This is a genomic window from Phytobacter ursingii (assembly GCF_001022135.1).
Taxonomy (GTDB): Bacteria; Pseudomonadota; Gammaproteobacteria; order Enterobacterales; family Enterobacteriaceae; genus Phytobacter; species Phytobacter ursingii.
In genome coordinates this window covers 917,441-941,650 of the sequence record NZ_CP011602.1, presented here as the reverse complement: position 1 = coordinate 941,650, position 24,210 = coordinate 917,441, and the positions used below count along the sequence as shown (strand labels likewise).

The window sequence follows — 24,210 nt, the reverse complement described above, 5'->3', positions numbered from 1 at the left end:
GATTCCTGGAGCCAATAATTCAGATAAATAAAATCAATAAGCCCTCATCTTTGATGGTTATTTCATCATATAAAACGGGTTAATTTGCGACAAATAGCGCATTCAGAAAACAGTAATTTGTTACGCGTTAGCCGATAAATCATTTTGCCTGTTGCGGTATAAGCGAAGGCAGGCTGGAGTATGGCATCACGTATCAGCGCCCCCGAAACCTGGTGATATGTTCGCAAAAAGTAGGCATTGCAGATTTTCCCGTTGAAAAATCGCCCTAACGCAAATTAGATTCACACTCAGACGTTTCCAGACAGTACTTCATATTCTCTCCATTTTTCTGACGCCTGCGCTCACTAAACTAGTATTATTTCAGGCAATGTTTCTGGATGAGATACGCATAACGATGAAAGGCAGAAAGTCTTCCCGCCTGGTGATAGCAGCGGTGGTGGTCATTGCAGGTATTACCGCTATCTGGTACGGGTTCGGCCATAAGGAAACAACGCCTGCAGCCGGGGCAACAAACGGGCAAACGCAGCGTCCTGGCGCGGGCGGTGGCCGTCATGGCATGCGCGGTGGCGCGCTGCCGCCGGTACAGGCGGCAACGGCGACTCAACAAGCGGTTCCGCAATATCTTACTGGCCTGGGGACGGTCACGGCCGCCAATACGGTAACGGTACGTAGCCGCGTGTCAGGGCAGTTGCAGGCGATCCATTTTAAAGAAGGCCAGCAGGTTAAAGCCGGCGATCTCCTCGCAGAAATTGACCCCAGCGCATTCAACGTCGCACTGGCACAGGCGCAGGGACAGCTGGCGAAAGATAAAGCCACCCTTGCTAACGCCCAGCGCGATCTCGCCCGCTATCAGCAACTGGTAAAAACCAATCTTGTCTCTCGTCAGGATTTGGATACGCAGCAGGCGTTAGTCAGTGAAACACAGGGCACCATCAAAGCCGATGAAGCGTCTGTCGCCAGCGCGCAACTCCAGGTCGACTGGAGCCGCATTGTCGCCCCTATCGACGGTCGTGTCGGCCTTAAGCTGGTGGATATCGGCAATCAGATCTCCAGCAGCGATACCACCGGTATTGTGGTATTGACCCAGACCCACCCCATTGATCTGGTATTCACCCTGCCGGAAAATGACATCGCCACCGTAATCAAGGCGCAAAAAGCCGGGCAAACATTAAGCGTTGAAGCCTGGGACCGTACGAACAAACAGAAGCTGACCACCGGTACGCTTCTGAGCCTCGATAACCAGATTGATGCCACCACAGGGACTATCAAGCTAAAAGCCCGTTTTGATAATCAGGATGACACCCTGTTCCCGAACCAGTTTGTGAATGCGCGGATGCTCGTCTCGACCCAACAGAATGCCGTCGTCATCCCGACTGCCGCCCTGCAGATGGGCAACGAAGGCAACTTCGTCTGGGTGCTCAACGATAAAAACCAGGTCAGCAAACATACGGTGACGCCGGGTATTCAGGACAGTCAAAAAGTGGTGATTGCCGCCGGGCTTTCCGCCGGTGACCGCGTGGTAACGGACGGGATTGATCGCCTGACCGAAGGGGCGACAGTGGAAGTGGTCGACGCCAAAAACGCAGACCAGATGCCCGCCAAACGTGAACGTCCGTCGAAAGGAGCGCAGTCCTGATGCAGTTGCTTCCGCCAGGCAGAACCGGCGGCCCTTCGCGCCTGTTCATTATGCGTCCTGTCGCCACCACCCTGTTGATGGTGGCGATTTTGCTCGCCGGGATCATCGGCTACCGCTTTCTGCCCGTCTCCGCGTTGCCGGAAGTGGACTACCCCACCATTCAGGTGGTGACGCTCTACCCCGGCGCCAGCCCGGACGTGGTGACGTCGGCGATTACCGCACCGCTGGAACGCCAGTTTGGTCAGATGTCGGGCCTCAAGCAGATGTCATCACAAAGCTCCGGCGGCGCCTCGGTGGTGACCTTGCAATTCCAGTTGACGCTGCCGCTTGATGTCGCCGAGCAGGAAGTGCAGGCGGCCATGAACGCCGCCAATAGTCTGCTGCCTTCCGACTTACCTAACCCGCCGGTGTACAGCAAAGTTAACCCGGCAGATCCGCCGATCATGACGCTGGCCGTCACCTCTTCCGCCATGCCAATGACGCAGGTAGAAGACATGGTGGAAACCCGCGTGGCACAGAAAATCTCCCAGGTGTCGGGGGTCGGCCTGGTCACGCTTGCCGGTGGCCAGCGCCCTGCTGTGCGCGTCAAACTCAATGCGCAGGCGGTAGCGGCGCTGGGGTTGACCAGCGAAACAATCCGCACCGCTATCAGCAATGCGAACGTTAACTCCGCCAAAGGGAGCCTCGACGGCCCGGCCCGCGCCGTCACCCTGTCCGCAAATGACCAGATGCAATCCGCCGAGGAGTACCGGCGTCTGATTGTGGCCTATCAGAATGGCGCCCCCATCCGCCTAGGCGATATCGCAACGGTTGAACAAGGGGCGGAAAACAGCTGGCTGGGGGCGTGGGCCAACAAACAGCAGGCGATTGTCATGAACGTTCAGCGCCAGCCGGGCGCGAATATCATCAACACCGCCGACAGTATCCGCGCCATGTTGCCGCAACTGACCAGCAGCCTGCCGAAATCGGTTGAAGTGAAAGTGTTGTCGGACCGCACCACCAATATCCGCGCGTCAGTCTCCGATACCCAGTACGAATTAATGCTGGCTATCGCGCTGGTGGTGATGATCATCTATCTGTTCCTGCGCAATGTCCCGGCCACCATTATTCCGGGCGTCGCTGTACCGCTCTCGCTGGTGGGAACCTTCGCAGTCATGGTGTTCCTGGGTTTTTCGATCAATAACCTGACGCTGATGGCGCTCACCATCGCCACCGGTTTCGTGGTGGATGACGCCATTGTGGTCATTGAGAACATCTCGCGCTACATCGAGAAAGGCGAGAAGCCGCTGGCCGCCGCGCTTAAAGGGGCTGGCGAGATAGGCTTTACTATTATCTCGCTGACCTTCTCGCTGATTGCGGTGCTGATCCCGTTGCTGTTTATGGGCGATATCGTCGGGCGACTGTTCCGCGAGTTTGCCGTCACCCTGGCGGTGGCGATTTTAATCTCGGCGATTGTTTCGCTTACCCTGACGCCGATGATGTGCGCTCGCATGTTAAGCGCGGAGTCGCTGCGTAAGCAGAACCGTTTTTCCCGCGCCTCGGAGCGGTTTTTCGAGCGCGTGATCGCCGCGTATGGTCGACTGCTCGCCAAAGTGCTTAACCATCCATGGCTGACCCTGGGCGTCGCCATCACGACCCTGCTACTGTCGGTATTACTGTGGATTGTGATCCCGAAAGGCTTCTTCCCGGTGCAGGATAACGGCATCATCCAGGGCACCTTGCAGGCGCCGCAGTCGTCGTCATTTGCCAGCATGGCCGAGCGCCAGCGCCAGGTCGCGGATATCGTGCTCAAAGACCCGGCGGTACAAAGCCTGACCACCTTTATCGGCGTCGACGGTACTAACCCGGCGCTCAACAGCGCGCGGCTACAGATAAACCTTAAACCGCTCAGCGAACGTGACGATCGGGTGCCGACGGTTATCGAGCGCCTGCAACAGTCGGTGGCGAACATTCCGGGCGCAGCGCTCTATCTGCAACCGACGCAGGATTTGACCATCGATACCACGGTCAGCCGCACGCAGTATCAGTTTACCTTACAGGCCAATTCGCTGACGGCCCTGAGCGAATGGGTGCCGCAGTTGATGGGCACATTGCAGGCCTTGCCGCAACTCGCTGATGTCAGCAGTGACTGGCAGGATCAGGGGCTGGTGGCCTATGTCAATGTGGATCGCGACAGCGCCAGCCGCCTTGGGATTAGCATGTCCGATGTCGACAACGCCCTGTATAACGCCTTTGGTCAGCGCCTGATCTCTACGATCTATACCCAGGCGAATCAGTATCGCGTGGTGCTGGAACACAACACCGCACAGACGCCGGGGCTGGCGGCGCTGGATAATATTCGCCTTGCCAGCAGCGGCGGGGGTACCGTGCCGCTGAGTTCGATAGCCAAAGTTGAGCAGCGTTTCGCGCCGCTGTCGATTAACCATCTGGACCAGTTTCCGTCCACCACCATCTCCTTTAATGTGGCGGAGGGGCACTCACTGGGCGACGCCGTTCAGGCGATTATCGACAGCGAGAAAACGCTGAACCTGCCGACCGATATTACCACGCAGTTCCAGGGCAGCACTCTGGCGTTTCAGGCCGCGCTTGGCAGTACTGTCTGGCTGGTCGTTGCCGCCGTGGTGGCGATGTATATCGTGCTGGGCGTGCTGTATGAAAGCTTTATTCACCCGGTCACCATTTTGTCTACGCTGCCAACAGCGGGGGTCGGCGCGCTGCTGGCGCTGCTTATCTCGGGGAGCGAACTGGACGTTATCGCCATTATCGGCATTATTTTGCTGATTGGCATCGTCAAGAAAAACGCCATCATGATGATCGACTTCGCCCTCGCCGCCGAACGTGAAGAGGGCATGTCGCCACGCGACGCCATTTTCCAGGCCTGTCTGTTGCGTTTTCGTCCTATCCTGATGACCACGCTGGCAGCACTGCTGGGCGCGTTGCCGCTGATGCTCAGTACCGGCGTCGGGGCGGAATTGCGTCGCCCACTGGGGATTGGCATGGTGGGCGGTTTGATGGTGAGCCAGGTGCTGACGCTGTTTACTACCCCGGTTATCTATCTGCTCTTCGACCGACTCGCGCTCTCTCTGCGTCGCCGCTTCCCGCGCCGTGAAGAGGAGGCGTAAATGAAGTTTTTTGCCCTCTTCATTTACCGCCCGGTGGCGACAATACTGCTCTCCATAGCCATCACGCTCTGCGGCATCCTGGGTTTCCGGCTGTTGCCGGTAGCCCCGCTGCCGCAGGTGGACTTCCCGGTCATCATGGTCAGCGCCTCGCTGCCAGGCGCATCGCCGGAAACCATGGCCTCGTCGGTGGCGACGCCGCTGGAGCGCTCGCTCGGGCGAATCGCCGGGGTCAACGAAATGACCTCCTCCAGTTCGCTTGGCAGCACACGCATCATTCTGGAGTTTAACTTTAACCGCGATATCAACGGCGCGGCGCGTGATGTCCAGGCAGCGCTGAACGCGGCGCAAAACCTTTTGCCGAGCGGCATGCCAAGCCGTCCGACCTATCGCAAAGCCAACCCGTCTGCCGCACCGATTATGATCCTGACGCTCACCTCTGATACCTATTCGCAGGGTGAGCTGTACGATTTCGCCTCTACGCAACTGGCGCAAACCATCTCGCAGATCGACGGCGTTGGCGATGTGGATATCGGCGGTAGTTCGCTACCCGCCGTGCGCGTTGGGTTAAACCCGCAGGCCTTGTTTAATCAGGGCGTCTCGCTGGATGCGGTGCGCACCGCTATCAACCAGGCTAACGTTCGCCGTCCACAAGGGGCGATTGAAGACGCGACCCACCGCTGGCAGGTACAGACCAATGACGCGCTGAAAACTGCCGCCGCTTATCAGCCGTTGATCATTCATTACAATAATGGCGCCGCCGTACGTCTGAGTGATGTCGCGTCGGTGACCGACTCCGTTCAGGATATCCGTAACGCCGGGATGACCAACGCTAAACCGGCTATTTTGCTGATGATCCGCAAACTGCCGGAAGCCAATATCATTCAGACCGTCGACAGCATCCGCGCTCGTCTGCCCGAGTTGCAAAAGACCATTCCGGCGGCCATTGACCTGCAAATCGCCCAGGATCGCTCACCCACCATCCGTGCCTCCCTCGCCGAAGTGGAGCAGTCGCTGGTGATCTCTGTCGCGCTGGTTATCCTGGTTGTCTTCCTTTTCCTGCGTTCCGGACGGGCGACACTTATTCCCGCGGTGGCGGTCCCGGTGTCGCTGATTGGGACTTTCGCCGCTATGTACCTGTGCGGCTTTAGCCTCAATAACCTCTCACTGATGGCGCTGACCATCGCCACCGGTTTCGTCGTCGATGATGCCATCGTGGTGCTGGAGAATATCTCCCGTCACCTGGAAGCCGGAATGAAACCGCTGCAGGCGGCGCTACAGGGAACGCGCGAAGTTGGCTTTACGGTGCTCTCCATGAGTATCTCGCTGGTGGCGGTTTTCTTGCCGCTGTTGCTGATGGAAGGGCTGCCAGGGCGCCTGCTACGGGAGTTTGCCGTCACGCTTTCGGTGGCCATCGGCATTTCGCTGGCTATCTCGCTTACCCTGACGCCAATGATGTGCGGTTGGTTGCTGCGTAGCCGCAAAGCCCCGACCACCACGCGTAACCGGGGCATTGGCCGTTTGCTTCTCAGCCTGCAGCGTGCCTATGCAAAATCGCTTAAATGGGTGTTAAACCACGCGCGGCTGGTAGGGGTGGTACTGATTGCCACCATCGCACTGAATATCTGGATGTATATCACCATTCCGAAAACCTTCTTTCCGGAGCAGGATACAGGCATCCTGATGGGCGGTATTCAGGCGGACCAGAGTATTTCGTTCCAGGCGATGCGCATTAAGTTACAGGACTTTATGAAGATCATCCGCGACGATCCCGCCGTGGATAACGTGACTGGCTTTACCGGTGGGTCGCGGGTCAACAGCGGCATGATGTTTATCACCCTTAAAGCGCGCAATGTCCGCAATGAAACCGCCCAGCAGGTTATCGACCGGCTGCGCGGGAAACTGGCAAAAGAGCCGGGGGCCAGTCTTTTTCTGGTGGCCGTCCAGGATATCCGCGTCGGTGGACGACAGTCCAATGCCAGTTACCAGTACACGCTACTCTCCGACGATCTGAGCGCCCTGCGCGAGTGGGAGCCGAAAATCCGTAAAGCGCTCGCCTCTTTGCCGGAGCTGGCGGACGTTAACTCCGACCAGCAGGACAACGGCGCGGAGATGAACCTGACTTACGATCGCGAAAGTATGTCGCGCCTGGGGATCAACGTGCAGGAGGCCAACAGCCTGCTCAATAACGCCTTCGGTCAGCGGCAGATTTCCACCATCTACCAGCCGCTCAACCAGTACAAAGTAGTGATGGAAGTCGATCGACGCTATACCCAGGACATTAGCGCGCTGGATAAGATGTTTGTCATTAATAACGAGGGTAAACCGATTCCGCTGTCCTATTTTGCCCGCTGGCAACCGGCGAACGCGCCGCTGGCGGTCAACCATCAGGGACTGTCGGCGGCGTCCACGATTTCCTTCAACCTGCCAACAGGGATGTCGCTATCCGAAGCGAGTGATGCGATTGACCGCGCCATGACCCAACTGGGCGTGCCCTCGACCGTACGCGGCAGTTTCGCCGGGACCGCACAGGTCTTTCAACAAACTATGAACTCGCAGGTGATCCTGATCATCGCCGCCATCGCGACGGTCTATATCGTGCTGGGCATTCTTTATGAGAGCTACGTGCACCCGCTGACGATCCTCTCGACGCTGCCCTCCGCGGGCGTCGGGGCGCTACTGGCGCTGGAGCTGTTTGGCGCGCCATTCAGCCTGATTGCATTAATTGGCATTATGCTCTTGATTGGTATCGTGAAAAAGAATGCCATCATGATGGTGGATTTTGCGCTTGAAGCCCAACGGAAGGGAAATCTGAACGCGGAAGAGGCGATTTTCCAGGCCTGTCTGCTGCGTTTCAGACCCATTATGATGACCACGCTGGCGGCGCTGTTTGGCGCGCTTCCGCTGGTGATTTCGGGTGGCGACGGTTCCGAGCTGCGCCAGCCGCTGGGGATAACCATTGTTGGCGGTCTGGTCATGAGTCAATTGCTGACACTGTATACCACGCCGGTGGTCTATCTGTTCTTTGACCGCCTGCAACGCCGAGTTGCCCGTAAACGCAGAGAGCCTGTAACAGAGTGACAGAACTACCGAAAAATGTGCGTTGGCAATTGTGGATTGTGGCATTTGGCTTCTTTATGCAGTCGCTGGACACCACGATTGTCAACACCGCGCTGCCCTCCATGGCGCGAAGTCTGGGAGAAAGTCCGCTACATATGCATATGGTGGTGGTCTCCTACGTGCTGACGGTTGCCATCATGCTGCCTGCCAGTGGCTGGCTGGCGGATCGCGTCGGGGTACGTAATATCTTTTTTACCGCCATCATTCTCTTTACTCTGGGTTCACTGTTTTGCGCCCAGGCCAACACGCTTAATGAACTGGTGATGGCCCGCGTATTACAGGGCGTTGGCGGCGCGATGATGGTGCCTGTCGGCAGGCTGACGGTGATGAAAATTGTCCCGCGCGATCAGTACATGGCGGCAATGACCTTTGTCACCCTGCCCGGCCAGGTAGGCCCACTGCTCGGCCCGGCGTTAGGCGGTATTCTGGTTGAGTATGCCTCCTGGCACTGGATCTTCCTCATTAACCTGCCCGTTGGCGTGGTGGGGGCGATAGCCACCCTGTGGTTGATGCCGAACTACACCTTACAAACTCGTCGTTTTGATATCTTTGGCTTTTTGCTACTGGCATCGGGAATGGCAACGCTGACGCTGGCGCTTGACGGGCAAAAAGGGCTGGGGATTTCACCGCTGCTGCTCGGCCTTCTGGTGGCGGGCGGCGTGCTGGCGATTGTTATCTATCTGCTGCATGCCAAAGGGAATGCGGGGGCGCTGTTTAATCTGCGTCTGTTTCGTACACCGTCATTCTCCCTTGGCCTGCTCGGCAGTTTTGCCGGGCGTATTGGCAGCGGCATGCTGCCCTTTATGACGCCGGTCTTTTTGCAAATCGGTCTGGGGTTTTCGCCGTTTCATGCCGGGTTAATGATGATTCCGATGGTCATTGGCAGTATGGGCATGAAACGCATTGTGGTTCAGTTAGTCAACCGCTTCGGCTACCGTCGTGCGTTGGTCTGTTCAACGCTGGGCCTTGCCGCCGTCAGCCTGCTGTTTATGGGGACCGCGCTGATGGGTTGGTACGCCCTGTTACCCTTTGTGCTGTTCGCGCAGGGCATGATCAACTCCATGCGCTTTTCTTCCATGAATACCCTGACGTTGAAAGACCTGCCCGATGAACTGGCGAGTGGCGGCAACAGCCTGTTATCGATGATTATGCAGCTTTCGATGAGTATCGGCGTCACCGTCGCAGGGCTGTTACTCGGGCTGTTCGGCCAGCACAATTTGTCCGTCGACAGCGGCGTGGCTCATCACGTCTTTCTCTATACCTACCTGTGCATGGCCTTCATCATCGCCCTGCCCGCCTTTATCTTTGCCCGAGTCCCGAATGATGTCAGTCAGAACGTGGTCATTTCCCGGCGCAACAGGAGTCAATCATGAAAATCTGGCGACCCGGTATTACCGCGAAGCTCTTTCTGGCTATTTTCGCCACCTGTATCGTGCTGCTTATCAGTATGCACTGGGCGGTGCGCGTCAGTTTCGAACGGGGTTTTATCGACTACATTAAACGCGGCAACGAACAGCGTCTGCAATTGCTCAGCGATGCCCTCAGTGAACAATATGCACAGCATGGCGACTGGGTTTTTTTACGCAATAACGACCGCTTTATCTTCCAGATCCTGCGGTCATTCGAGCGTGACAATGAGCGTGAAGGCGGACCTGGTGGTCCGGGGCAGGAGCGTGGTGATAACCACGAACATGAGCCGCCGCCAGGCCCGCCACCTGGCCCACCGCCTGAACCGGGCAACGGCATGCCGCCCCACGGCTGGCGGACACAATTTTGGGTGACTGATGCCTCGGGGGACGTGCTTGTTGGGCCGCGTAGCCCGCTACCGACCGACGGTACACGGCGGGCCATTACCGTTAATGGCCAGGCTGTTGGCTGGGTCATCGCCTCGCCGGTGGAGCGCCTGACGCGTAATACCGATATTAACTTTGACCGTCAGCAGCGACGCACAAGCTGGCTGATTGTCGCGCTCTCTACCCTGCTGGCCGCGCTGGCTACCTTCCCGCTGGCTCGCGGCCTGCTCGCGCCGGTAAAACGGTTAGTCGATGGTACCCACAAGCTGGCGGCCGGGGATTTCTCCACCCGCGTTAACCCTGGCAGTCAGGATGAACTGGGCAAGCTGGCGCAGGACTTTAATCAGCTTGCCAGTACGCTTGAGAAGAATCAGCAGATGCGCCGTGATTTTATGGCGGATATCTCCCATGAGCTGCGTACCCCCCTGGCGGTGCTGCGCGGCGAGCTGGAAGCCATTCAGGATGGGGTACGACAATTTACGCCGGAGTCGGTGGCGTCGTTGCAGGCGGAAGTGGCCACCTTAACCAAACTGGTTGATGATTTGCACCAGTTGTCCATGTCGGATGAAGGCGCGCTGGCGTACCAGAAAAGGCCCGTGGATGTGGTTTCATTACTGGAAGTGGCCGCCGGGGCATTTCACGAGCGTTTTGCCAGCCGTAACCTGACTATCACGATGACGTTACCGGACAGCGCGGTGGTCTTTGGCGACCCGGATCGGCTGATGCAGCTCTTCAACAATTTACTGGAAAACAGCCTGCGTTATACCGACAGTGGCGGCGGTATGCACCTCTCGGCCACGCCGGAGGGCAATACGCTGGTCATTGATTTTGCCGATAGCCCCCCAGGCGTGAGCGATCTGCAGTTAGGCAGATTATTTGAACGCTTTTATCGCACCGAAGGTTCGCGCAACCGCGCCAGCGGCGGCTCCGGCTTAGGTCTGGCTATCTGCCTGAATATTGTCGAAGCCCACGGCGGCAAGGTCCGTGCCGCGCATTCGCCTTTTGGCGGGGTTAGCATTAAAGTTGAATTACCCCTGGAACGGGACATAGCGAGAAACGTATGACTGAGTTACCTATTGATGAAAATACCCCACGCATTTTGATCGTGGAAGACGAGCCCAAGCTGGGTCAGTTGCTGATTGATTATCTGCGCGCGGCCAGTTACGCGCCGTCGCTGATTAACCATGGCGATCAGGTACTGTCGTATGTGCGCCAGACGCCGCCGGACCTGATCCTGCTGGATCTGATGCTCCCCGGCACCGACGGACTGACACTGTGCCGTGAAATCCGTCGTTTTTCCAATATTCCCATCATTATGGTGACGGCAAAAATTGAAGAGATCGACCGCCTGCTGGGGCTGGAAATTGGTGCCGATGACTACATCTGCAAACCCTATAGCCCGCGCGAAGTGGTGGCGAGGGTGAAAACGATCCTACGCCGCTGTAAGCCACAGCGTGAAATACAGGCGCTGGATGCAGAAAGCCCACTTATCGTCGATGAGGGTCGTTTCCAGGCAAGCTGGCGCAGCAAACCGCTGGATTTAACGCCTGCGGAATTTCGTCTGCTGAAAACCCTCTCCAGCGAACCGGGGAAGGTCTTTTCGCGCGAACAGTTGCTCAATAACCTGTATGACGATTACCGCGTGGTGACGGATCGCACTATCGACAGCCATATCAAAAACCTGCGCCGTAAGCTGGAATCGCTGGATGAAGAACAGTCGTTCATCCGCGCTGTCTATGGGGTGGGTTATCGTTGGGAAGCGGATGCCTGCCGTCTGGCATAATGTTCTTTCGTGCAAAAACTTCATAAGGAATGTGTTATGTCTTTTATACGTCCGGCACTATGCGCGCTCGTGCTGCTGCCCTGTCTTACCCACGCAGATGATAGCGATAAGGCACTCGCCGCCGAATGCGCAAAAGTTCCTGGCTACGTTCAACAGGGCGAAGCGGCTTATAAAGCCCGCCAGTATGCGAAAGCACAGGATGCCTTTGTACTGCAGGTCGCCTGGGGCGAAACCTGCCGCCTTGACGATAAGTTTCTCGCCACCGCTTACAACAATGTCGCCCTGGCCCTGATTCGCCTGGGCGACTATCGCAAAGCCAGCGCCTGGCTGAGCATCTCCCCGGATGATCCCAAATCGATTTACAACCTTGGACTGATAAAAGACAAGCTGGCGGCGCTGCCGGTTCCTGCCTCACCTGCCGGGGTTTACTGGCAGTACGCAGGCATGGGCGCATGGAATACCCTGACCCTGAAAGCAGAAAAAACCGCGAATTTCTACAAAGCGGATTTTGAGGGCTACTACTTCGGCATGATGGGGCTATGGAGTGGGCCGAACATGGGCGAATTCAGCGAGCCGGTACAGTTTAAAGAGAACAAAGGCGTCATCGCGCTGCGTGATGAGGACTATATCCACTGTGATATAAGCCTGGCCGTGGTCCCCAACGGGCTGGATCTGCAGACCGACCAGCCTGAACAGTGCGGGTTCGGGCATAATGTCAGCGCCAGCGGGCACTATATGCGAGTGGAATAACACGATTTACTCTCCCCTTCGCAGAGGCTACAATTCCCGCCCTAAATTTATGGGATCTCCCCAGCCGCCTCACCAGGTGAGGCGAATCTGACCTGTCATCAGAACGAGAACATCATGTTTAAACCGGAACTTCTCTCCCCGGCGGGAACGCTGAAAAATATGCGTTACGCTTTCGCTTATGGCGCCGATGCCGTTTATGCGGGCCAGCCGCGTTACTCGCTGCGCGTACGTAATAACGAATTCAACCACGAGAATTTGCAAAAAGGCATTAACGAGGCCCATGACCTCGGTAAAAAATTCTACGTCGTGGTGAATATCGCGCCGCACAACGCCAAGCTGAAAACGTTCATTCGCGATTTGCAACCCGTGGTGGATATGGGGCCGGATGCGCTGATTATGTCGGACCCAGGCCTGATAATGCTGGTGCGCGAGCACTTCCCGGAGATGGATATTCACCTGTCCGTGCAGGCTAACGCCGTAAACTGGGCGACGGTGAAATTCTGGAAACAGATGGGGCTGACCCGCGTGATCCTCTCTCGCGAACTGTCGCTTGATGAAATCGCCGAAATACGCGCCCAGGTGCCGGACATGGAAATCGAAATTTTCGTCCACGGCGCGCTGTGCATGGCCTATTCCGGCCGCTGCCTGCTCTCCGGCTATATCAACAAACGCGACCCGAACCAGGGGACCTGCACCAACGCCTGCCGCTGGGAATATAACGTTCAGGAAGGCAAAGAAGATGACGTCGGCAATATTGTGCACAAATACGAGCCGATTGCGGTGCAAAACGTTGAGCCGACGCTGGGTATCGGCGCGCCAACGGACAAAGTGTTTATGATTGAAGAGGCCCAGCGTCCGGGCGAGTACATGACTGCGTTCGAAGATGAGCACGGCACCTACATCATGAACTCCAAAGACCTGCGCGCTATCGCCCACGTTGAGCGCCTGACACAAATGGGCGTCCACTCGCTAAAAATCGAAGGCCGCACCAAATCCTTTTACTACTGTGCCCGCACTGCACAGGTCTATCGCAAGGCCATCGATGATGCAGCCGCAGGCAAACCGTTTGACACCAGCCTGTTAGAAACCCTTGAAGGGCTGGCGCACCGTGGCTACACCGAAGGCTTTCTGCGTCGCCACACTCACGACGATTACCAGAACTACGAGTATGGTTACTCCGTTTCTGAGCGGCAGCAGTTTGTCGGCGAGTTTACCGGCGAGCGTAACGGCGAGCTGGCGGCTGTAGCGGTGAAAAACAAGTTTCTCGTCGGCGACAGCCTTGAGCTGATGACGCCGCAGGGCAACGTTAACTTCACCCTGGAACATATGGAGAATGCCAAAGGCGAAGCCATGGAGGTTGCGCCAGGAGACGGTTATACCATCTGGATGCCGGTTCCCCAGGATGTGATGCTGGAGTATGCACTGCTGATGCGCAATTTCACTGGACAGACCACGCGAAATCCGCACGCTAAGTAATTAACCTGGGTTATTTTTTCACTCGACAAGAATCTTAGAATCGGATCACATACCGTTGCGGTTATTATGGGTATTATCCTCATCGCTGAAAAACATAACCCATAAATGCTAGCTGTACCAGGAACCACCTCCTTAGCCTGCGTAATCTCCCTTACGCAGGCTGATTTTTTTATCTCCCCTTTTTCCCAACCTTCCAGGCGCGCTTTCCGGTCGTGAGATACACTTTGCTCATGGTATTTTCGAAGAGCGAAAAGGATGAGCAATTTTCCAGGCAGTTTATTGATCCTCAACGGTAAAAGTGCGGGTGACGACATGTTGCGCGAGGCCATTCATCTCCTGCGCAGCGAAGGGATGGACATTCAGGTACGCGTCACCTGGGAAAAAGGCGATGCCGAACGCTATGTGGCAGAAGCCATTGCGCTTGGCGTCGAAACCGTGATTGCAGGCGGTGGCGATGGCACCATCAATGAGGTCGCCAGCGCGCTGGTACACAGTGAGAGCGACCACACACCCGTACTGGGGATTCTGCCTTTAGGCACCGCGAACGACTTTGCCACCAGCGCGGGCATCCCGGAGACTCTGGATAAAGCGCTGCAACTCGCTATCGTGGGCAAAGCGGTGCCCATCGATATCGCCGAAGTGAATGACAAAACCTGTTTTATCAATATGGCTACCGGCGGATTCGGCACACGCATTACCACCGAAACGCCAGAAAAACTGAAAGCCGCGCTGGGTGGCGTCTCTTACATCATTCACGGCCTGATGCGCATGGACACGCTTAAACCGGACCGCTGTGAAATCAAGGGCGAGGATTTCCACTGGCAGGGCGACGCGCTGGTGATTGGCATGGGTAACGGACGCCAGGCAGGCGGCGGACAGCAGCTATGCCCGGACGCCCTCATTAATGACGGCCTGCTGCAACTGCGCATTTTCACGGGCGATGAGATCCTGCCCGCGCTGTTCACTACTCTCACCCAGCCGGAAGACAATCCGCATATCATTGACGGTAAATCTGCCTGGTTTGAGGTAAGTGCGCCGCACGATATCACCTTCAATCTGGACGGCGAGCCACTCACCGGGCAGCATTTCAGTATTAACATTTTGCCTGGCGCGTTGAAATGCCGTCTTCCGCCTGACTGCCCGCTGCTGCGTTAAGCCTTACAGTAGATTGACGGCGATCGCCAGAGAAAAGAGCAGTGATTGCCGCAAGAAGATATTTGCACGAAGAGAAGTGAAAAGCGCATCCCTCCCCGCCTTGCGCAGAGGGATGCGTGTTTTATGCGATAGTGACTTTCTTATCGAGATAAACATCCTGAACGGCATTGATTAATTTCACACCGTCAGCCATCGATTTTTTAAACGCCTTACGGCCAAGAATCAGGCCCATGCCGCCCGCACGTTTATTGATAACCGCCGTACGCACCGCATCGCTTAAATCAGTATCGCCGCCCGCTGCACCGCCAGAGTTAATTAATCCGGCACGGCCCATATAGCAGTTCGCCAACTGGTAGCGCACCAGATCGATAGGGTTATCACTGGTCAGCTTGCTGTAAACACGTTCATCGGTATAACCGAAATTTACCGCTTTGTAGCCGCCATTGTTTTCCGCCATTTTTTGTTTGACGATGTCCGCACCGATGGTTGCCGCAATATGGTTTGCCTGGCCGGTCAGGTCGGCGGAAACATGGTAATCCACGCCATCTTTTTTGAATGCCGGATTGCGCAGGTAAGCCCACAGCACCGTCACCATCCCCAGCTCATGGGCACGCTCAAAGGCGGCTGAAATTTCTTCAATCTGGCGGCGAGACTCCTCAGAGCCAAAATAGATGGTTGCACCAACGGCAACGGCCCCCATGTTAAACGCCTGCTCGACGCTGGCGTAGAGCGTCTGGTCATATTCTGTGGGGTAGCTCAGGGTTTCGTTGTGGTTAAGCTTAACCAGGAACGGAATACGGTGCGCGTAACGGCGCGACACGGAGGCCAGCACGCCATAGGTGGAAGCCACACAGTTACACCCGGCTTCAATGGCCAGTTCAACGATGTTTTTAGGATCGAAATAGAGCGGGTTGGCAGCAAACGATGCCCCGGCTGAGTGCTCGATACCCTGGTCAACGGGCAAAATCGACAGATAACCGGTTTTCGCGAGTCGCCCGGTGTTATACAACGTCTGCATGTTACGCAGCACCGCTGGCGGACGGTTGTTATCCATCATCACACGGGTGACGTAATCCTCTCCCGGCAGGTAGAGTTGGTCGGCCGCAATGGTCGTGCAACGGTGTTGTAAAAGGGTGTCGGCATCGTTGCCTAGTAACTGCACAATATCAGTCATCGCTATACTCCCGTAAGCTCCGCACGAAGGCGGATATGGTTTGTCCTGACCCGATGAATGGGCAAAATAAGCCTGGTACCGATTGTCGAGGCTTGCCACCATAACGCCATTTTTCAGCATTTTCTGCTGGCACGTTTCGGGTTGTGGTTTACCGCTGTGCGGCGCTCAATATTTTTCCCCCGGTCCCCCTACCCGGCTGGCGCTGCGCTGAGCCGGGTGACGTATTACGCGTAGCCTGACCGCCATCCGGGAACCGCCCCCTCACCACCACTGATGAAAATGGTGTACCGGGCCGATGCCCTGTCCCACTTCCAGCGTGTCTGCCTGGGCCAGTGCCGCCGACAGCCAGCGCTTGGCTTCATTGACCGTTGAAGCCCAGTCCGCATGACGTGGACGCAATGCCGCCAGGGCGGCCGACAGCGTACAGCCCGTGCCGTGGGTATTTTTGGTTTTTATACGGGGTGCGGTGAAACGCTCGGTGCCATTACGGGTAAACAGCCAGTCCGGACTTTCATCATTATCCAGATGCCCGCCTTTTATAAGCACCGCTTCGCATCCCAGCGCCAGCAGCGCTTGACCCTGTTCATGCATCTCGCGTTCGTTGCGGGCGTGAGGGGCATCCAGCAGCGCGGCGGCCTCGGGCAGATTGGGGGTAATCAACGACACCTGCGGCAACAGATGTTGTCGCAGCGCCGTTACCGCCGAAGGGGAAAGCAGCGGGTCGCCGCTTTTTGCCAGCATGACGGTATCGAGTACCACATTTTGCACCTGGTAGCGGCGCAAGCGCTCCGCCACCGCTTCCACGATATCTGTTTCCGCCAGCATGCCGATTTTAGTCGTATCAATGCGTACATCGCTGAACACCGAATCCAGCTGTGCGGCGACAAAATCGGGCTCAATACGATAGACCGACTGTACGCCGCGAGTATTTTGCGCCACCAGCGCGGTAATGACCGAGCAGCCATAGGCGCCCAGCGCAGAAAAAGTTTTCAGATCCGCCTGAATACCCGCCCCACCACTGGGGTCCGTTCCGGCAATAGTCAATGCGTTGATCCGCTTCATGCCAGTACCTCCCCATGAAGCGCATAGAGGGCGTCGAGAAACGCAGGAATAAAACTGCCAGGTCCGCGTGTGGTCGCCACTGCCAGACTGCCCGCCTGAGCCATAAACGCGCACGCCGCCGCCACGTTATACAGGCGATCGCCCGGCAAGGCGCAACAGGCGGCCACCACTGCCGACAATGCACAGCCTGTCCCCACCACGCGGGTCATCAGCAGATCGCCGCCCGTCACGCGCAGGGTACGAAGACCATCGGTGATGTAATCCACCTCGCCGGTCACCGCAACAATGGCCCCCGTCTGGCGGGCCAGCGCCTGGGCCGCAGGCAGCGCGGCAATCGCGGTATCGGTGGTGTCCACACCACGTCCTCCGGCACTCATCCCGGCGAGCGCCATAATTTCCGAAGCATTACCGCGCACGGCAGCAGGCTGCAAAGCCAGAAGCTCGCGACAAAAATCGCTGCGAAAAGTTAATGCTCCGACGGCAACCGGATCCAGCGTCCAGGGCTTACGCGCGGCGGTGGCGCTTAAAATGGCCGTCTGCATCGCATCGGCGCGTTCGCGGGTCAGTGTGCCGACATTAATCAGCAGCGCGTCCGCAATGGCGGCAAATTGCTGTGCTTCGTCGCGGTCAATCACCATCGCCGGGGACGCCCCCAGCGCCAGCAGGACATTGGCCGTAAAGGTCTGCACCACGTCGTTAGTCATGCAGTGAACGAGCGGCGTATGTTTACGAAATTGCTGAAGAATTTGCGCGATTTGCGCACGGTGAAGCAGGTCAGGTTGCATCGATTCGCTCCTGCCTGGCGTGAAGAAGGGATGCCGGGCAGGCATCTGACTTCCCTACGCTGGCATTATCCAGATCAGGTAATACGGGTATTTCTCAGCCCTTCGTGAAAAGGGGCACCCCGAGTCAAATAAAATCAATAAGTTGTGATTAACGTTTGTTAATCCCGGATCAGGATAAAGCCACGGAGAAGTCTTGTAAACGATAAACCCGTTTTCCTTACCATGGTATCAGTAAGTCGGCGCAGAAAACGGTGTGAGGAAACTTGATATGTCTGCTTATTCTGCACCCAGGACGAGCATTCTTTTTGAGAGCACACACACATAGCATACTCCCGTTTGCCCTGCCCGGATGACTTACTCCGCCACACCCACGACATAGTGACCATCCTTGCTCTTGATCGTGTACCTGCGTGTATCATCACAAATCACAATCAAAGAACCACCGAACGCGGCGGGATAAACACCCTCAACCTTGTTGCACTCATGTCCAGACTCGCGAATCAGCCTCTGGCTTTCCACCTTCAGTTGCGGTGATCCAGAATCAGCAAGAGCGCCAGCGCACATGCCCACGCCCAACATCACAGTTAGAATCCGTTTCAAAGCAACCTCCTTCGCCGGGTAAGTAAACGTATCATCGGCAAAAAGTTAAAAGAAATTAATCAATTCAGTCGATAGAAAAGACAATTTTGAGCTTAAAAATAAATAGTAACCGGATGCACAGATTTCAACGCAAGGAGGCGATGATTAAAACCACGGCCCTGCTGTGCTCTGCTGCACACCGCAAAATGCCGCGCAAAGCACTCTGCCATAAGGAGTAGCGCCCTGTCACTGCCCCGCGTCAGAAATTTTCCGCACCGGGGTATTCCACGCTATTTTCACTCCTGCAGGATAAGTGCTCACCTCCCGCCCGGGTTTTTCACTTACCACCTGGCGAACTAGCATAAACACATCCCCTGACGAATAACGACATTACGGAGTGTTTATGAAAGCAATCGCCATTACACAGGCCGCACAGAACGGCAGCAACCTTGATTTTTTAACCGACATTGAGTTACCGACGCCGAAAGCCGAAGGGCATGATGTGCTGGTCGAGGTGAAAGCCGTCTCCGTTAACCCGGTGGACACCAAAGTACGCGCCGGGTTTAACGCCGATAAACCTCGTGTGCTGGGCTGGGACGCGACCGGCGTGGTTACTGCCGTTGGCGATAAGGTCACGTTATTTAAACCCGGTGATGAAGTCTGGTATGCCGGGGCATTGACCCGTCCTGGCAGCAACAGCGAATTTCAGTTGGTGGATGAGCGCATTGCCGCCCGTAAGCCAGCCTCACTGGATTTCGCCTCTGCCGCGGCCCTGCCGCTGACCGCCATTACTGCCTGGGAAATGTTATTTGATCGTTTAGGCGTGCGTGAAAATGGCAATGAAGGCGACGCGCTGCTGATCGTCGGCGCCGCCGGCGGCGTAGGCTCGATTCTGACGCAACTGGCGCGTAAGCTGACCCGCCTGACCGTGATTGGCACGGCATCCCGCCCGCAAAGCCAGCAGTGGGTCAGTGAGCTGGGCGCGCATCATGTTATCGATCACAGCAAACCATTAACCGAGGAGCTGGCGCGTATTGGCATTAAGCAGGTCAGCCACGTTGCCAGCCTCAACAACACGGAGCAGCACTATCAGCAGTTGATTAACGCCCTGCAACCGCAAGGTAAACTGGCACTCATTGACGATCCGCAATCCCTGGACGTTGTGCCTTTAAAAGTGAAAAGCCTCTCTTTGCACTGGGAATTTATGTTTACCCGCTCGATGTTCGAAACGGCCGATATCGCGGAGCAACACCGTTTGCTGACGCGTGTTGCCGCGCTTATCGACGATGGGATTATCAAAACGACACTGGGAGAACACTTCGGCGCCATCAACGCGCAAAATTTGCGTAAAGCACACCAGTTGCTTGAGACGCAACGCGCGGTAGGCAAAATCGTGCTGGAAGGATTTTCTGCGCACTAACGTGTTGCAATTCAGCCAGGATTTCTCTTAAAAACACCTTCATGTTCAGGCGGATAGCGAAAAAAGCGTTCCGCCTCGCCTGCTGTTCTCTTCTTTTGCTTACACTTTTTACCAAAGCCTTATTTTCATAACATTTTCGCGGTTGCGGCGTCGCCAGACAGTAGTTGATGATAAGTCCCGCGAAATGAGAACCCACGACACCTGGAGAGATTATGGGTAAAACAAAAATGTTACTTCTGGGAACATTGCTGGCAACAGCCAGTACCACTTTTGCTGCACCGCAAACCCCTGCCACGACAGGCGGAACCCAGTCTTATGAAGTGAAGGATTTTGTTGCGGATTTCACTAAATTCACCATCGGCGATACGGTACCCGAAATGTACCGTAGCGAAGAGTACAACATTAAGCAGTGGAACCTGCGCAATTTGCCCGCGCCCGATCCGGGCAGCCACTGGACCTACATGGGTGGAAACTATGTGCTTATTACTGACGCCGACGGTAAAATATTGAAGGCCTATAATGGCGATATCTTTTACCACCGTTAATTTCAGGAAATCCTATTGATTATTCGTCCCTGGCAAGAGAGCGACCGCCCTTTTCTGCGTACACTGTTCCTGCATTCCCGCAGAGCAAACTGGACATGGCTGGACGGTAGCGACTGGCAACTGGAAGACTTTGATGCCGTCACCCTTGATGAAACCATCTGGGTGGCGGAAGAAGATGGACACCGGCTGGGCTTTGCCGCCGTTTACGTAAACGACAATTTTCTGCATAGCCTGTTTGTTGACCCGGATGCGCAAGGCAAAGGGGTGGGCAGCGCGTTGCTGAAAAAAGTGCAGGCTGAATTTACCAGTACAGGTTCACTGAAATGTCTGACGCAAAACCGCCGCGCGCTGGCGTTTTATCAGCACCATGGCTGGCACGTTGAAGCGGAAGGCACATCGCCGGACGGGGACTATCTGCTCCTGCATTATCGGCTGCCCTGACGGGCAGCCTTATCAACTCATACCGCGCGAAATGCAATATCACCGGGAATGACTTCACCCTGCCAGTAAAGCTGCGCCGCAACGCGCTCTGCCAGCTTGCGATACAAACCGGTAAACTCACTGTCCGGACGACTTACGACCGTCGGTTGCCCCCGGTCGAGATCTTCACGCAGGCTAATATGCAGTGGCAGTTGCCCCAGCAGTTGCGTGTGGTACTGTTCGGCCAGCTTCTCTGCCCCGCCGGTACCGAAAATCGGCTCGTGATGGCCACAATTGCTACAAATGTGCATGCTCATGTTTTCCACGATACCAAGCACCGGTACTTCCACTTTCTCGAACATCACAATGCCTTTTTTGGCATCAATCAGCGCGATATCCTGCGGCGTGGTCACCACCACCGCCCCGGTAACCGGAATATTCTGCGCGAGCGTAAGCTGAATGTCGCCCGTACCCGGCGGCATGTCGAGGACCAGATAGTCCAGATCCGGCCACAGGGACTCTTGCAACAGTTGCAACAGCGCCTTACTGGCCATCGGGCCGCGCCACACCATGGCATTATCGTCGGTAACCAGGTAGCCGATCGAGTTGGTCGCCAGTCCGTGTGCCATAATCGGCGCCATATGGGTGCCATCCGGCGAGGTCGGGCGTTCGCCTTCCGCACCCAGCATCATCGGGATTGAGGGACCGTAAATATCCGCATCAAGAATACCGACCTTTGCCCCTTCCGCTGCCAGCGCCAGCGCCAGATTGACCGCCGTGGAGGATTTCCCTACCCCACCTTTACCCGAGCTGACGGCAATGATGTTCTTCACCCCATTGACGCCAGGCTGATTTTTCACCCGTTTTAAGGTGGCAACATTGTGGGAAAGCTTCCAGTCAATCGCCCGGGCCCCCGTCAGTCGCAGTAACTCGGCACTGCATTGCTCTTTCAACTCTTCAAACGCGCTACGCCAGACAAAAGGCATCACCAGTTCGATATGCACGGTGTCATCCAGCCAGGCAACATGATGAACCGCCTTAAGCGCGGTAAGATTATGCTTGAGGGTTGGGTGCTGAAAATTGGCCAGCGTTCCGGCGACGAGCGCACGCAAGGCTTCCGGGGATTTGGCCTGGGATTGAGAGTTCATCCCGACTCCTTGTTATGTTGTTCTGAAAAGACATTGTTAAGGTTCAAGTTTACTCCACTGTCACCCATTTTTCATTTCTCAATAGTGCCCAATCGAGGTCGCGCTTTTATGGCACAACTTTTCCCTTTCAGGTAACATCAAGACCCCCTTTTTACTAAAGAAGAAGTAATACCCACTATGACTCAAGTCGCGAAGAAAATTCTGGTAACGTGCGCATTGCCGTACGCCAACGGCTCAATCCACCTCGGCCATATGCTGGAGCACATCCAGGCTGATGTCTGGGTCCGTTACCAGCGAATGCGCGGCCACAATGTCAACTTCATCTGCGCGGACGATGCCCACGGCACGCCGATAATGCTCAAAGCGCAACAGCTGGGCATCACCCCGGAGCAGATGATTGGCGACATGAGTCAAGAACACCAGACGGATTTCGCTGGCTTTAATATTAGCTATGACAACTACCACTCTACGCACAGCGAAGAGAACCGTGAGCTGTCGGAGCTGATCTACACTCGCCTGAAAGAGAACGGTTTTATCAAAAACCGCACTATTTCTCAGCTTTACGATCCGGAAAAAGGCATGTTCCTGCCGGACCGTTTTGTCAAAGGCACCTGCCCGAAATGTAAGTCTCCGGATCAGTATGGCGATAACTGCGAAGTGTGCGGCGCGACCTACAGCCCGACCGAACTTATTGACCCGAAATCCGTGGTGTCCGGTGCAACGCCTGAAATGCGTGATTCCGAACACTTCTTCTTCGACCTGCCTTCTTTCAGCGAAATGTTGCAGGCGTGGACCCGCAGCGGCGCACTGCAGGAGCAGGTGGCCAACAAAATGCAGGAGTGGTTCGATGCCGGCCTGCAACAGTGGGATATCTCCCGCGATGCGCCCTATTTCGGTTTCGAAATCCCTGGCGCGCCGGGCAAATATTTCTACGTCTGGCTGGATGCGCCTATCGGCTACATGGGTTCCTTCAAGAACCTGTGTGATAAACGCAGCGACCTGAACTTTGACGACTGGTGGAAAAAAGAGTCTGATGCCGAGCTGTATCACTTTATCGGTAAAGACATCGTCTATTTCCACAGCCTGTTCTGGCCCGCCATGCTGGAAGGCAGCAATTTCCGCAAGCCGACCAATCTGTTTGTGCACGGTTATGTGACGGTGAACGGTGCGAAGATGTCCAAATCTCGCGGCACCTTTATTAAGGCCAGCACCTGGTTGAATCACTTTGATGCGGACAGCCTGCGTTACTACTACGCGGCGAAACTTTCTTCCCGTATCGATGACATCGACCTGAATCTGGAAGATTTCGTTCAGCGCGTTAACGCCGATATCGTCAACAAGGTGGTGAATCTGGCATCACGTTGCGCCGGTTTTATCGCCAAACGTTTCGATGGCGTACTGGCCGCTGAGCTGACGGATCCGGCACTCTATAAAACCTTTACCGATGCGTCGTCCACCATTGCAGATGCGTGGGAAAGCCGTGAATTCGGCAAAGCGATTCGTGAAATCATGGCGTTAGCCGACGTTGCCAACCGTTATGTTGACGAGCAGGCACCGTGGGTAGTCGCGAAGCAGGAAGGTCGCGATGCCGATCTGCAGGCGATTTGCTCCATGGGTATCAATCTGTTCCGCGTACTGATGACCTGGCTGAAACCGGTTCTGCCGACCCTGAGCGAACGCGTCGAAGCATTCCTGAATACCACGCTGGTATGGGATGCCATTGAACAGCCGCTGCTCGGCCATAAAGTGAACACCTTCAAGGCATTGTATAACCGCATTGAGATGAAACAGGTCGAAGCGCTGGTTGAGGCGTCAAAAGAAGAAGTGAAAGCCGCTTCCGCGCCGGTCACCGGCCCGCTGGCAGATGACCCGATTGCCGAAACCATCAGTTTTGACGATTTCGCTAAAGTCGACCTGCGCGTGGCGCTGATTGAAAACGCCGAATTTGTCGATGGCTCTGACAAACTGCTGCGTCTGACGCTGGATTTGGGGGGGCAGAAGCGTAATGTCTTCTCCGGCATTCGTTCCGCTTACCCGGATCCACAGGTGTTGATTGGTCGCCTGACGGTGATGGTCGCTAACCTGGCGCCGCGCAAAATGCGCTTCGGTATCTCCGAAGGAATGGTAATGGCCGCAGGCCCTGGCGGGAAAGATATCTTCCTGCTAAGCCCTGATGAGGGTGCCAAACCTGGTCAACAGGTAAAATAAATCGCTGAAAGGCGCTGTGAAAACAGCGCCTTTTTTT

Annotated in this window: 18 protein-coding genes and 1 riboswitch; of the genes, 13 read left to right on the top strand and 5 right to left on the bottom strand. The window is 55.9% G+C overall.

Annotation, left to right across the window (positions count from 1 at the left end; genetic code table 11):
* Positions 1–394: 394 nt before the first annotated feature.
* From AB182_RS07740 to yegS, 9 genes are all read left to right on the top strand, one after another.
* Positions 395–1,636 carry an MdtA/MuxA family multidrug efflux RND transporter periplasmic adaptor subunit gene (locus AB182_RS07740; protein ID WP_047373218.1) on the top strand — a complete coding sequence of 414 codons (1,242 nt, stop codon included), beginning with the start codon at positions 395–397 and terminating at the stop codon, positions 1,634–1,636.
* The gene (locus AB182_RS07735) at positions 1,636–4,758 is read left to right on the top strand and encodes an MdtB/MuxB family multidrug efflux RND transporter permease subunit (RefSeq protein WP_047369592.1); all 3,123 of its coding nucleotides are present in this window, start codon (positions 1,636–1,638) and stop codon (positions 4,756–4,758) included. The genes AB182_RS07740 and AB182_RS07735 overlap by 1 nt, the downstream gene beginning before the upstream one ends.
* Positions 4,759–7,836 carry a multidrug efflux RND transporter permease subunit MdtC gene (gene mdtC, locus AB182_RS07730; RefSeq protein WP_047369591.1) on the top strand — a complete coding sequence of 1,026 codons (3,078 nt, stop codon included), beginning with the start codon at positions 4,759–4,761 and terminating at the stop codon, positions 7,834–7,836.
* Positions 7,833–9,248, top strand: a complete 1,416-nt coding sequence (gene mdtD, locus AB182_RS07725) for an MFS transporter (protein WP_047369590.1) — start codon at positions 7,833–7,835, stop codon at positions 9,246–9,248. Before mdtC ends, mdtD begins: the two co-directional genes overlap by 4 nt.
* Entirely contained in the window at positions 9,245–10,732 is a 1,488-nt protein-coding gene (baeS, locus tag AB182_RS07720) for an envelope stress sensor histidine kinase BaeS (RefSeq protein WP_047369589.1), read from the top strand. Before mdtD ends, baeS begins: the two co-directional genes overlap by 4 nt.
* Entirely contained in the window at positions 10,729–11,451 is a 723-nt protein-coding gene (gene baeR, locus AB182_RS07715; protein WP_047369588.1) for an envelope stress response regulator BaeR, read from the top strand. Before baeS ends, baeR begins: the two co-directional genes overlap by 4 nt.
* Positions 11,452–11,487: 36 nt before the next feature.
* Positions 11,488–12,201: a tetratricopeptide repeat protein gene (locus tag AB182_RS07710; protein ID WP_047369587.1), complete on the top strand. Its 714-nt coding sequence runs from the start codon at positions 11,488–11,490 to the stop codon at positions 12,199–12,201.
* Between the two features lie 114 nt (positions 12,202–12,315).
* Positions 12,316–13,677: a prephenate-dependent tRNA uridine(34) hydroxylase TrhP gene (gene trhP, locus AB182_RS07705; protein WP_047369586.1), complete on the top strand. Its 1,362-nt coding sequence runs from the start codon at positions 12,316–12,318 to the stop codon at positions 13,675–13,677.
* A 255-nt stretch (positions 13,678–13,932) separates the two neighbouring features.
* Complete coding sequence (gene yegS, locus AB182_RS07700) at positions 13,933–14,832, top strand: lipid kinase YegS (RefSeq protein WP_047369585.1); 900 nt, start codon at positions 13,933–13,935, stop codon at positions 14,830–14,832.
* 121 nt (positions 14,833–14,953) lie between these two features.
* Here yegS and fbaB read toward each other — a convergent pair whose 3' ends face one another.
* The 4 genes from fbaB to AB182_RS07680 form a co-directional block, all read right to left on the bottom strand.
* Positions 14,954–16,006 carry a class I fructose-bisphosphate aldolase gene (gene fbaB, locus AB182_RS07695; RefSeq protein WP_047369584.1) on the bottom strand — a complete coding sequence of 351 codons (1,053 nt, stop codon included), beginning with the start codon at positions 16,004–16,006 and terminating at the stop codon, positions 14,954–14,956.
* A 261-nt stretch (positions 16,007–16,267) separates the two neighbouring features.
* A complete protein-coding gene (thiD, locus tag AB182_RS07690; protein ID WP_047369583.1) occupies positions 16,268–17,068 on the bottom strand; it encodes a bifunctional hydroxymethylpyrimidine kinase/phosphomethylpyrimidine kinase in 801 nt (266 codons plus the stop codon).
* Positions 17,065–17,853 carry a hydroxyethylthiazole kinase gene (gene thiM, locus AB182_RS07685; protein ID WP_047369582.1) on the bottom strand — a complete coding sequence of 263 codons (789 nt, stop codon included), beginning with the start codon at positions 17,851–17,853 and terminating at the stop codon, positions 17,065–17,067. Before thiM ends, thiD begins: the two co-directional genes overlap by 4 nt.
* 34 nt (positions 17,854–17,887) lie before the next feature.
* Positions 17,888–17,985: riboswitch (TPP riboswitch) on the bottom strand.
* Positions 17,986–18,207: 222 nt separating this feature from the next.
* Entirely contained in the window at positions 18,208–18,453 is a 246-nt protein-coding gene (locus AB182_RS07680; RefSeq protein ID WP_047369581.1) for a hypothetical protein, read from the bottom strand.
* Between the two features lie 382 nt (positions 18,454–18,835).
* On the opposite strand from AB182_RS07680, the gene AB182_RS07675 reads away from it, so the two are divergent.
* The 3 genes from AB182_RS07675 (at position 18,836) to AB182_RS07665 (ending at position 20,838) form a co-directional block, all read left to right on the top strand.
* Positions 18,836–19,852, top strand: coding sequence for a zinc-binding alcohol dehydrogenase family protein (locus AB182_RS07675; protein ID WP_047369580.1), 1,017 nt, complete (start codon positions 18,836–18,838; stop codon positions 19,850–19,852).
* 212 nt (positions 19,853–20,064) lie between these two features.
* Positions 20,065–20,397 carry an RcnB family protein gene (locus tag AB182_RS07670; protein WP_047369579.1) on the top strand — a complete coding sequence of 111 codons (333 nt, stop codon included), beginning with the start codon at positions 20,065–20,067 and terminating at the stop codon, positions 20,395–20,397.
* A gap of 15 nt (positions 20,398–20,412) precedes the next feature.
* Complete coding sequence (locus tag AB182_RS07665; RefSeq protein ID WP_047369578.1) at positions 20,413–20,838, top strand: GNAT family N-acetyltransferase; 426 nt, start codon at positions 20,413–20,415, stop codon at positions 20,836–20,838.
* A 17-nt stretch (positions 20,839–20,855) separates the two neighbouring features.
* Here the strand turns inward: AB182_RS07665 and apbC are convergent, their stop codons facing one another.
* Positions 20,856–21,965 (bottom strand): iron-sulfur cluster carrier protein ApbC, encoded by a 1,110-nt coding sequence (gene apbC / locus AB182_RS07660; protein WP_047369577.1) that lies wholly within the window; start codon positions 21,963–21,965, stop codon positions 20,856–20,858.
* A gap of 177 nt (positions 21,966–22,142) precedes the next feature.
* Between apbC and metG the strand changes: the two genes are divergently transcribed.
* The gene (gene metG / locus AB182_RS07655) at positions 22,143–24,173 is read left to right on the top strand and encodes a methionine--tRNA ligase (protein WP_047369576.1); all 2,031 of its coding nucleotides are present in this window, start codon (positions 22,143–22,145) and stop codon (positions 24,171–24,173) included.
* The last annotated feature ends 37 nt before the right edge of the window (positions 24,174–24,210 follow it).

What these genes read in the sequence shown, in the direction of transcription:
- yegS (WP_047369585.1), top strand. Translation starts at nt 13,933, where the DNA reads ATGAGCAATTTTCCAGGCAGTTTATTGATCCTCAACGGTAAAAGTGCG.
- apbC (WP_047369577.1), bottom strand. Translation starts at nt 21,965, where the DNA reads ATGAACTCTCAATCCCAGGCCAAATCCCCGGAAGCCTTGCGTGCGCTC.
- trhP (WP_047369586.1), top strand. Translation starts at nt 12,316, where the DNA reads ATGTTTAAACCGGAACTTCTCTCCCCGGCGGGAACGCTGAAAAATATG.
- fbaB (WP_047369584.1), bottom strand. Translation starts at nt 16,006, where the DNA reads ATGACTGATATTGTGCAGTTACTAGGCAACGATGCCGACACCCTTTTA.
- baeS (WP_047369589.1), top strand. Translation starts at nt 9,245, where the DNA reads ATGAAAATCTGGCGACCCGGTATTACCGCGAAGCTCTTTCTGGCTATT.
- AB182_RS07670 (WP_047369579.1), top strand. Translation starts at nt 20,065, where the DNA reads ATGGGTAAAACAAAAATGTTACTTCTGGGAACATTGCTGGCAACAGCC.
- metG (WP_047369576.1), top strand. Translation starts at nt 22,143, where the DNA reads ATGACTCAAGTCGCGAAGAAAATTCTGGTAACGTGCGCATTGCCGTAC.
- AB182_RS07675 (WP_047369580.1), top strand. Translation starts at nt 18,836, where the DNA reads ATGAAAGCAATCGCCATTACACAGGCCGCACAGAACGGCAGCAACCTT.
- AB182_RS07735 (WP_047369592.1), top strand. Translation starts at nt 1,636, where the DNA reads ATGCAGTTGCTTCCGCCAGGCAGAACCGGCGGCCCTTCGCGCCTGTTC.
- AB182_RS07710 (WP_047369587.1), top strand. Translation starts at nt 11,488, where the DNA reads ATGTCTTTTATACGTCCGGCACTATGCGCGCTCGTGCTGCTGCCCTGT.
- AB182_RS07740 (WP_047373218.1), top strand. Translation starts at nt 395, where the DNA reads ATGAAAGGCAGAAAGTCTTCCCGCCTGGTGATAGCAGCGGTGGTGGTC.
- mdtC (WP_047369591.1), top strand. Translation starts at nt 4,759, where the DNA reads ATGAAGTTTTTTGCCCTCTTCATTTACCGCCCGGTGGCGACAATACTG.
- thiD (WP_047369583.1), bottom strand. Translation starts at nt 17,068, where the DNA reads ATGAAGCGGATCAACGCATTGACTATTGCCGGAACGGACCCCAGTGGT.
- thiM (WP_047369582.1), bottom strand. Translation starts at nt 17,853, where the DNA reads ATGCAACCTGACCTGCTTCACCGTGCGCAAATCGCGCAAATTCTTCAG.
- baeR (WP_047369588.1), top strand. Translation starts at nt 10,729, where the DNA reads ATGACTGAGTTACCTATTGATGAAAATACCCCACGCATTTTGATCGTG.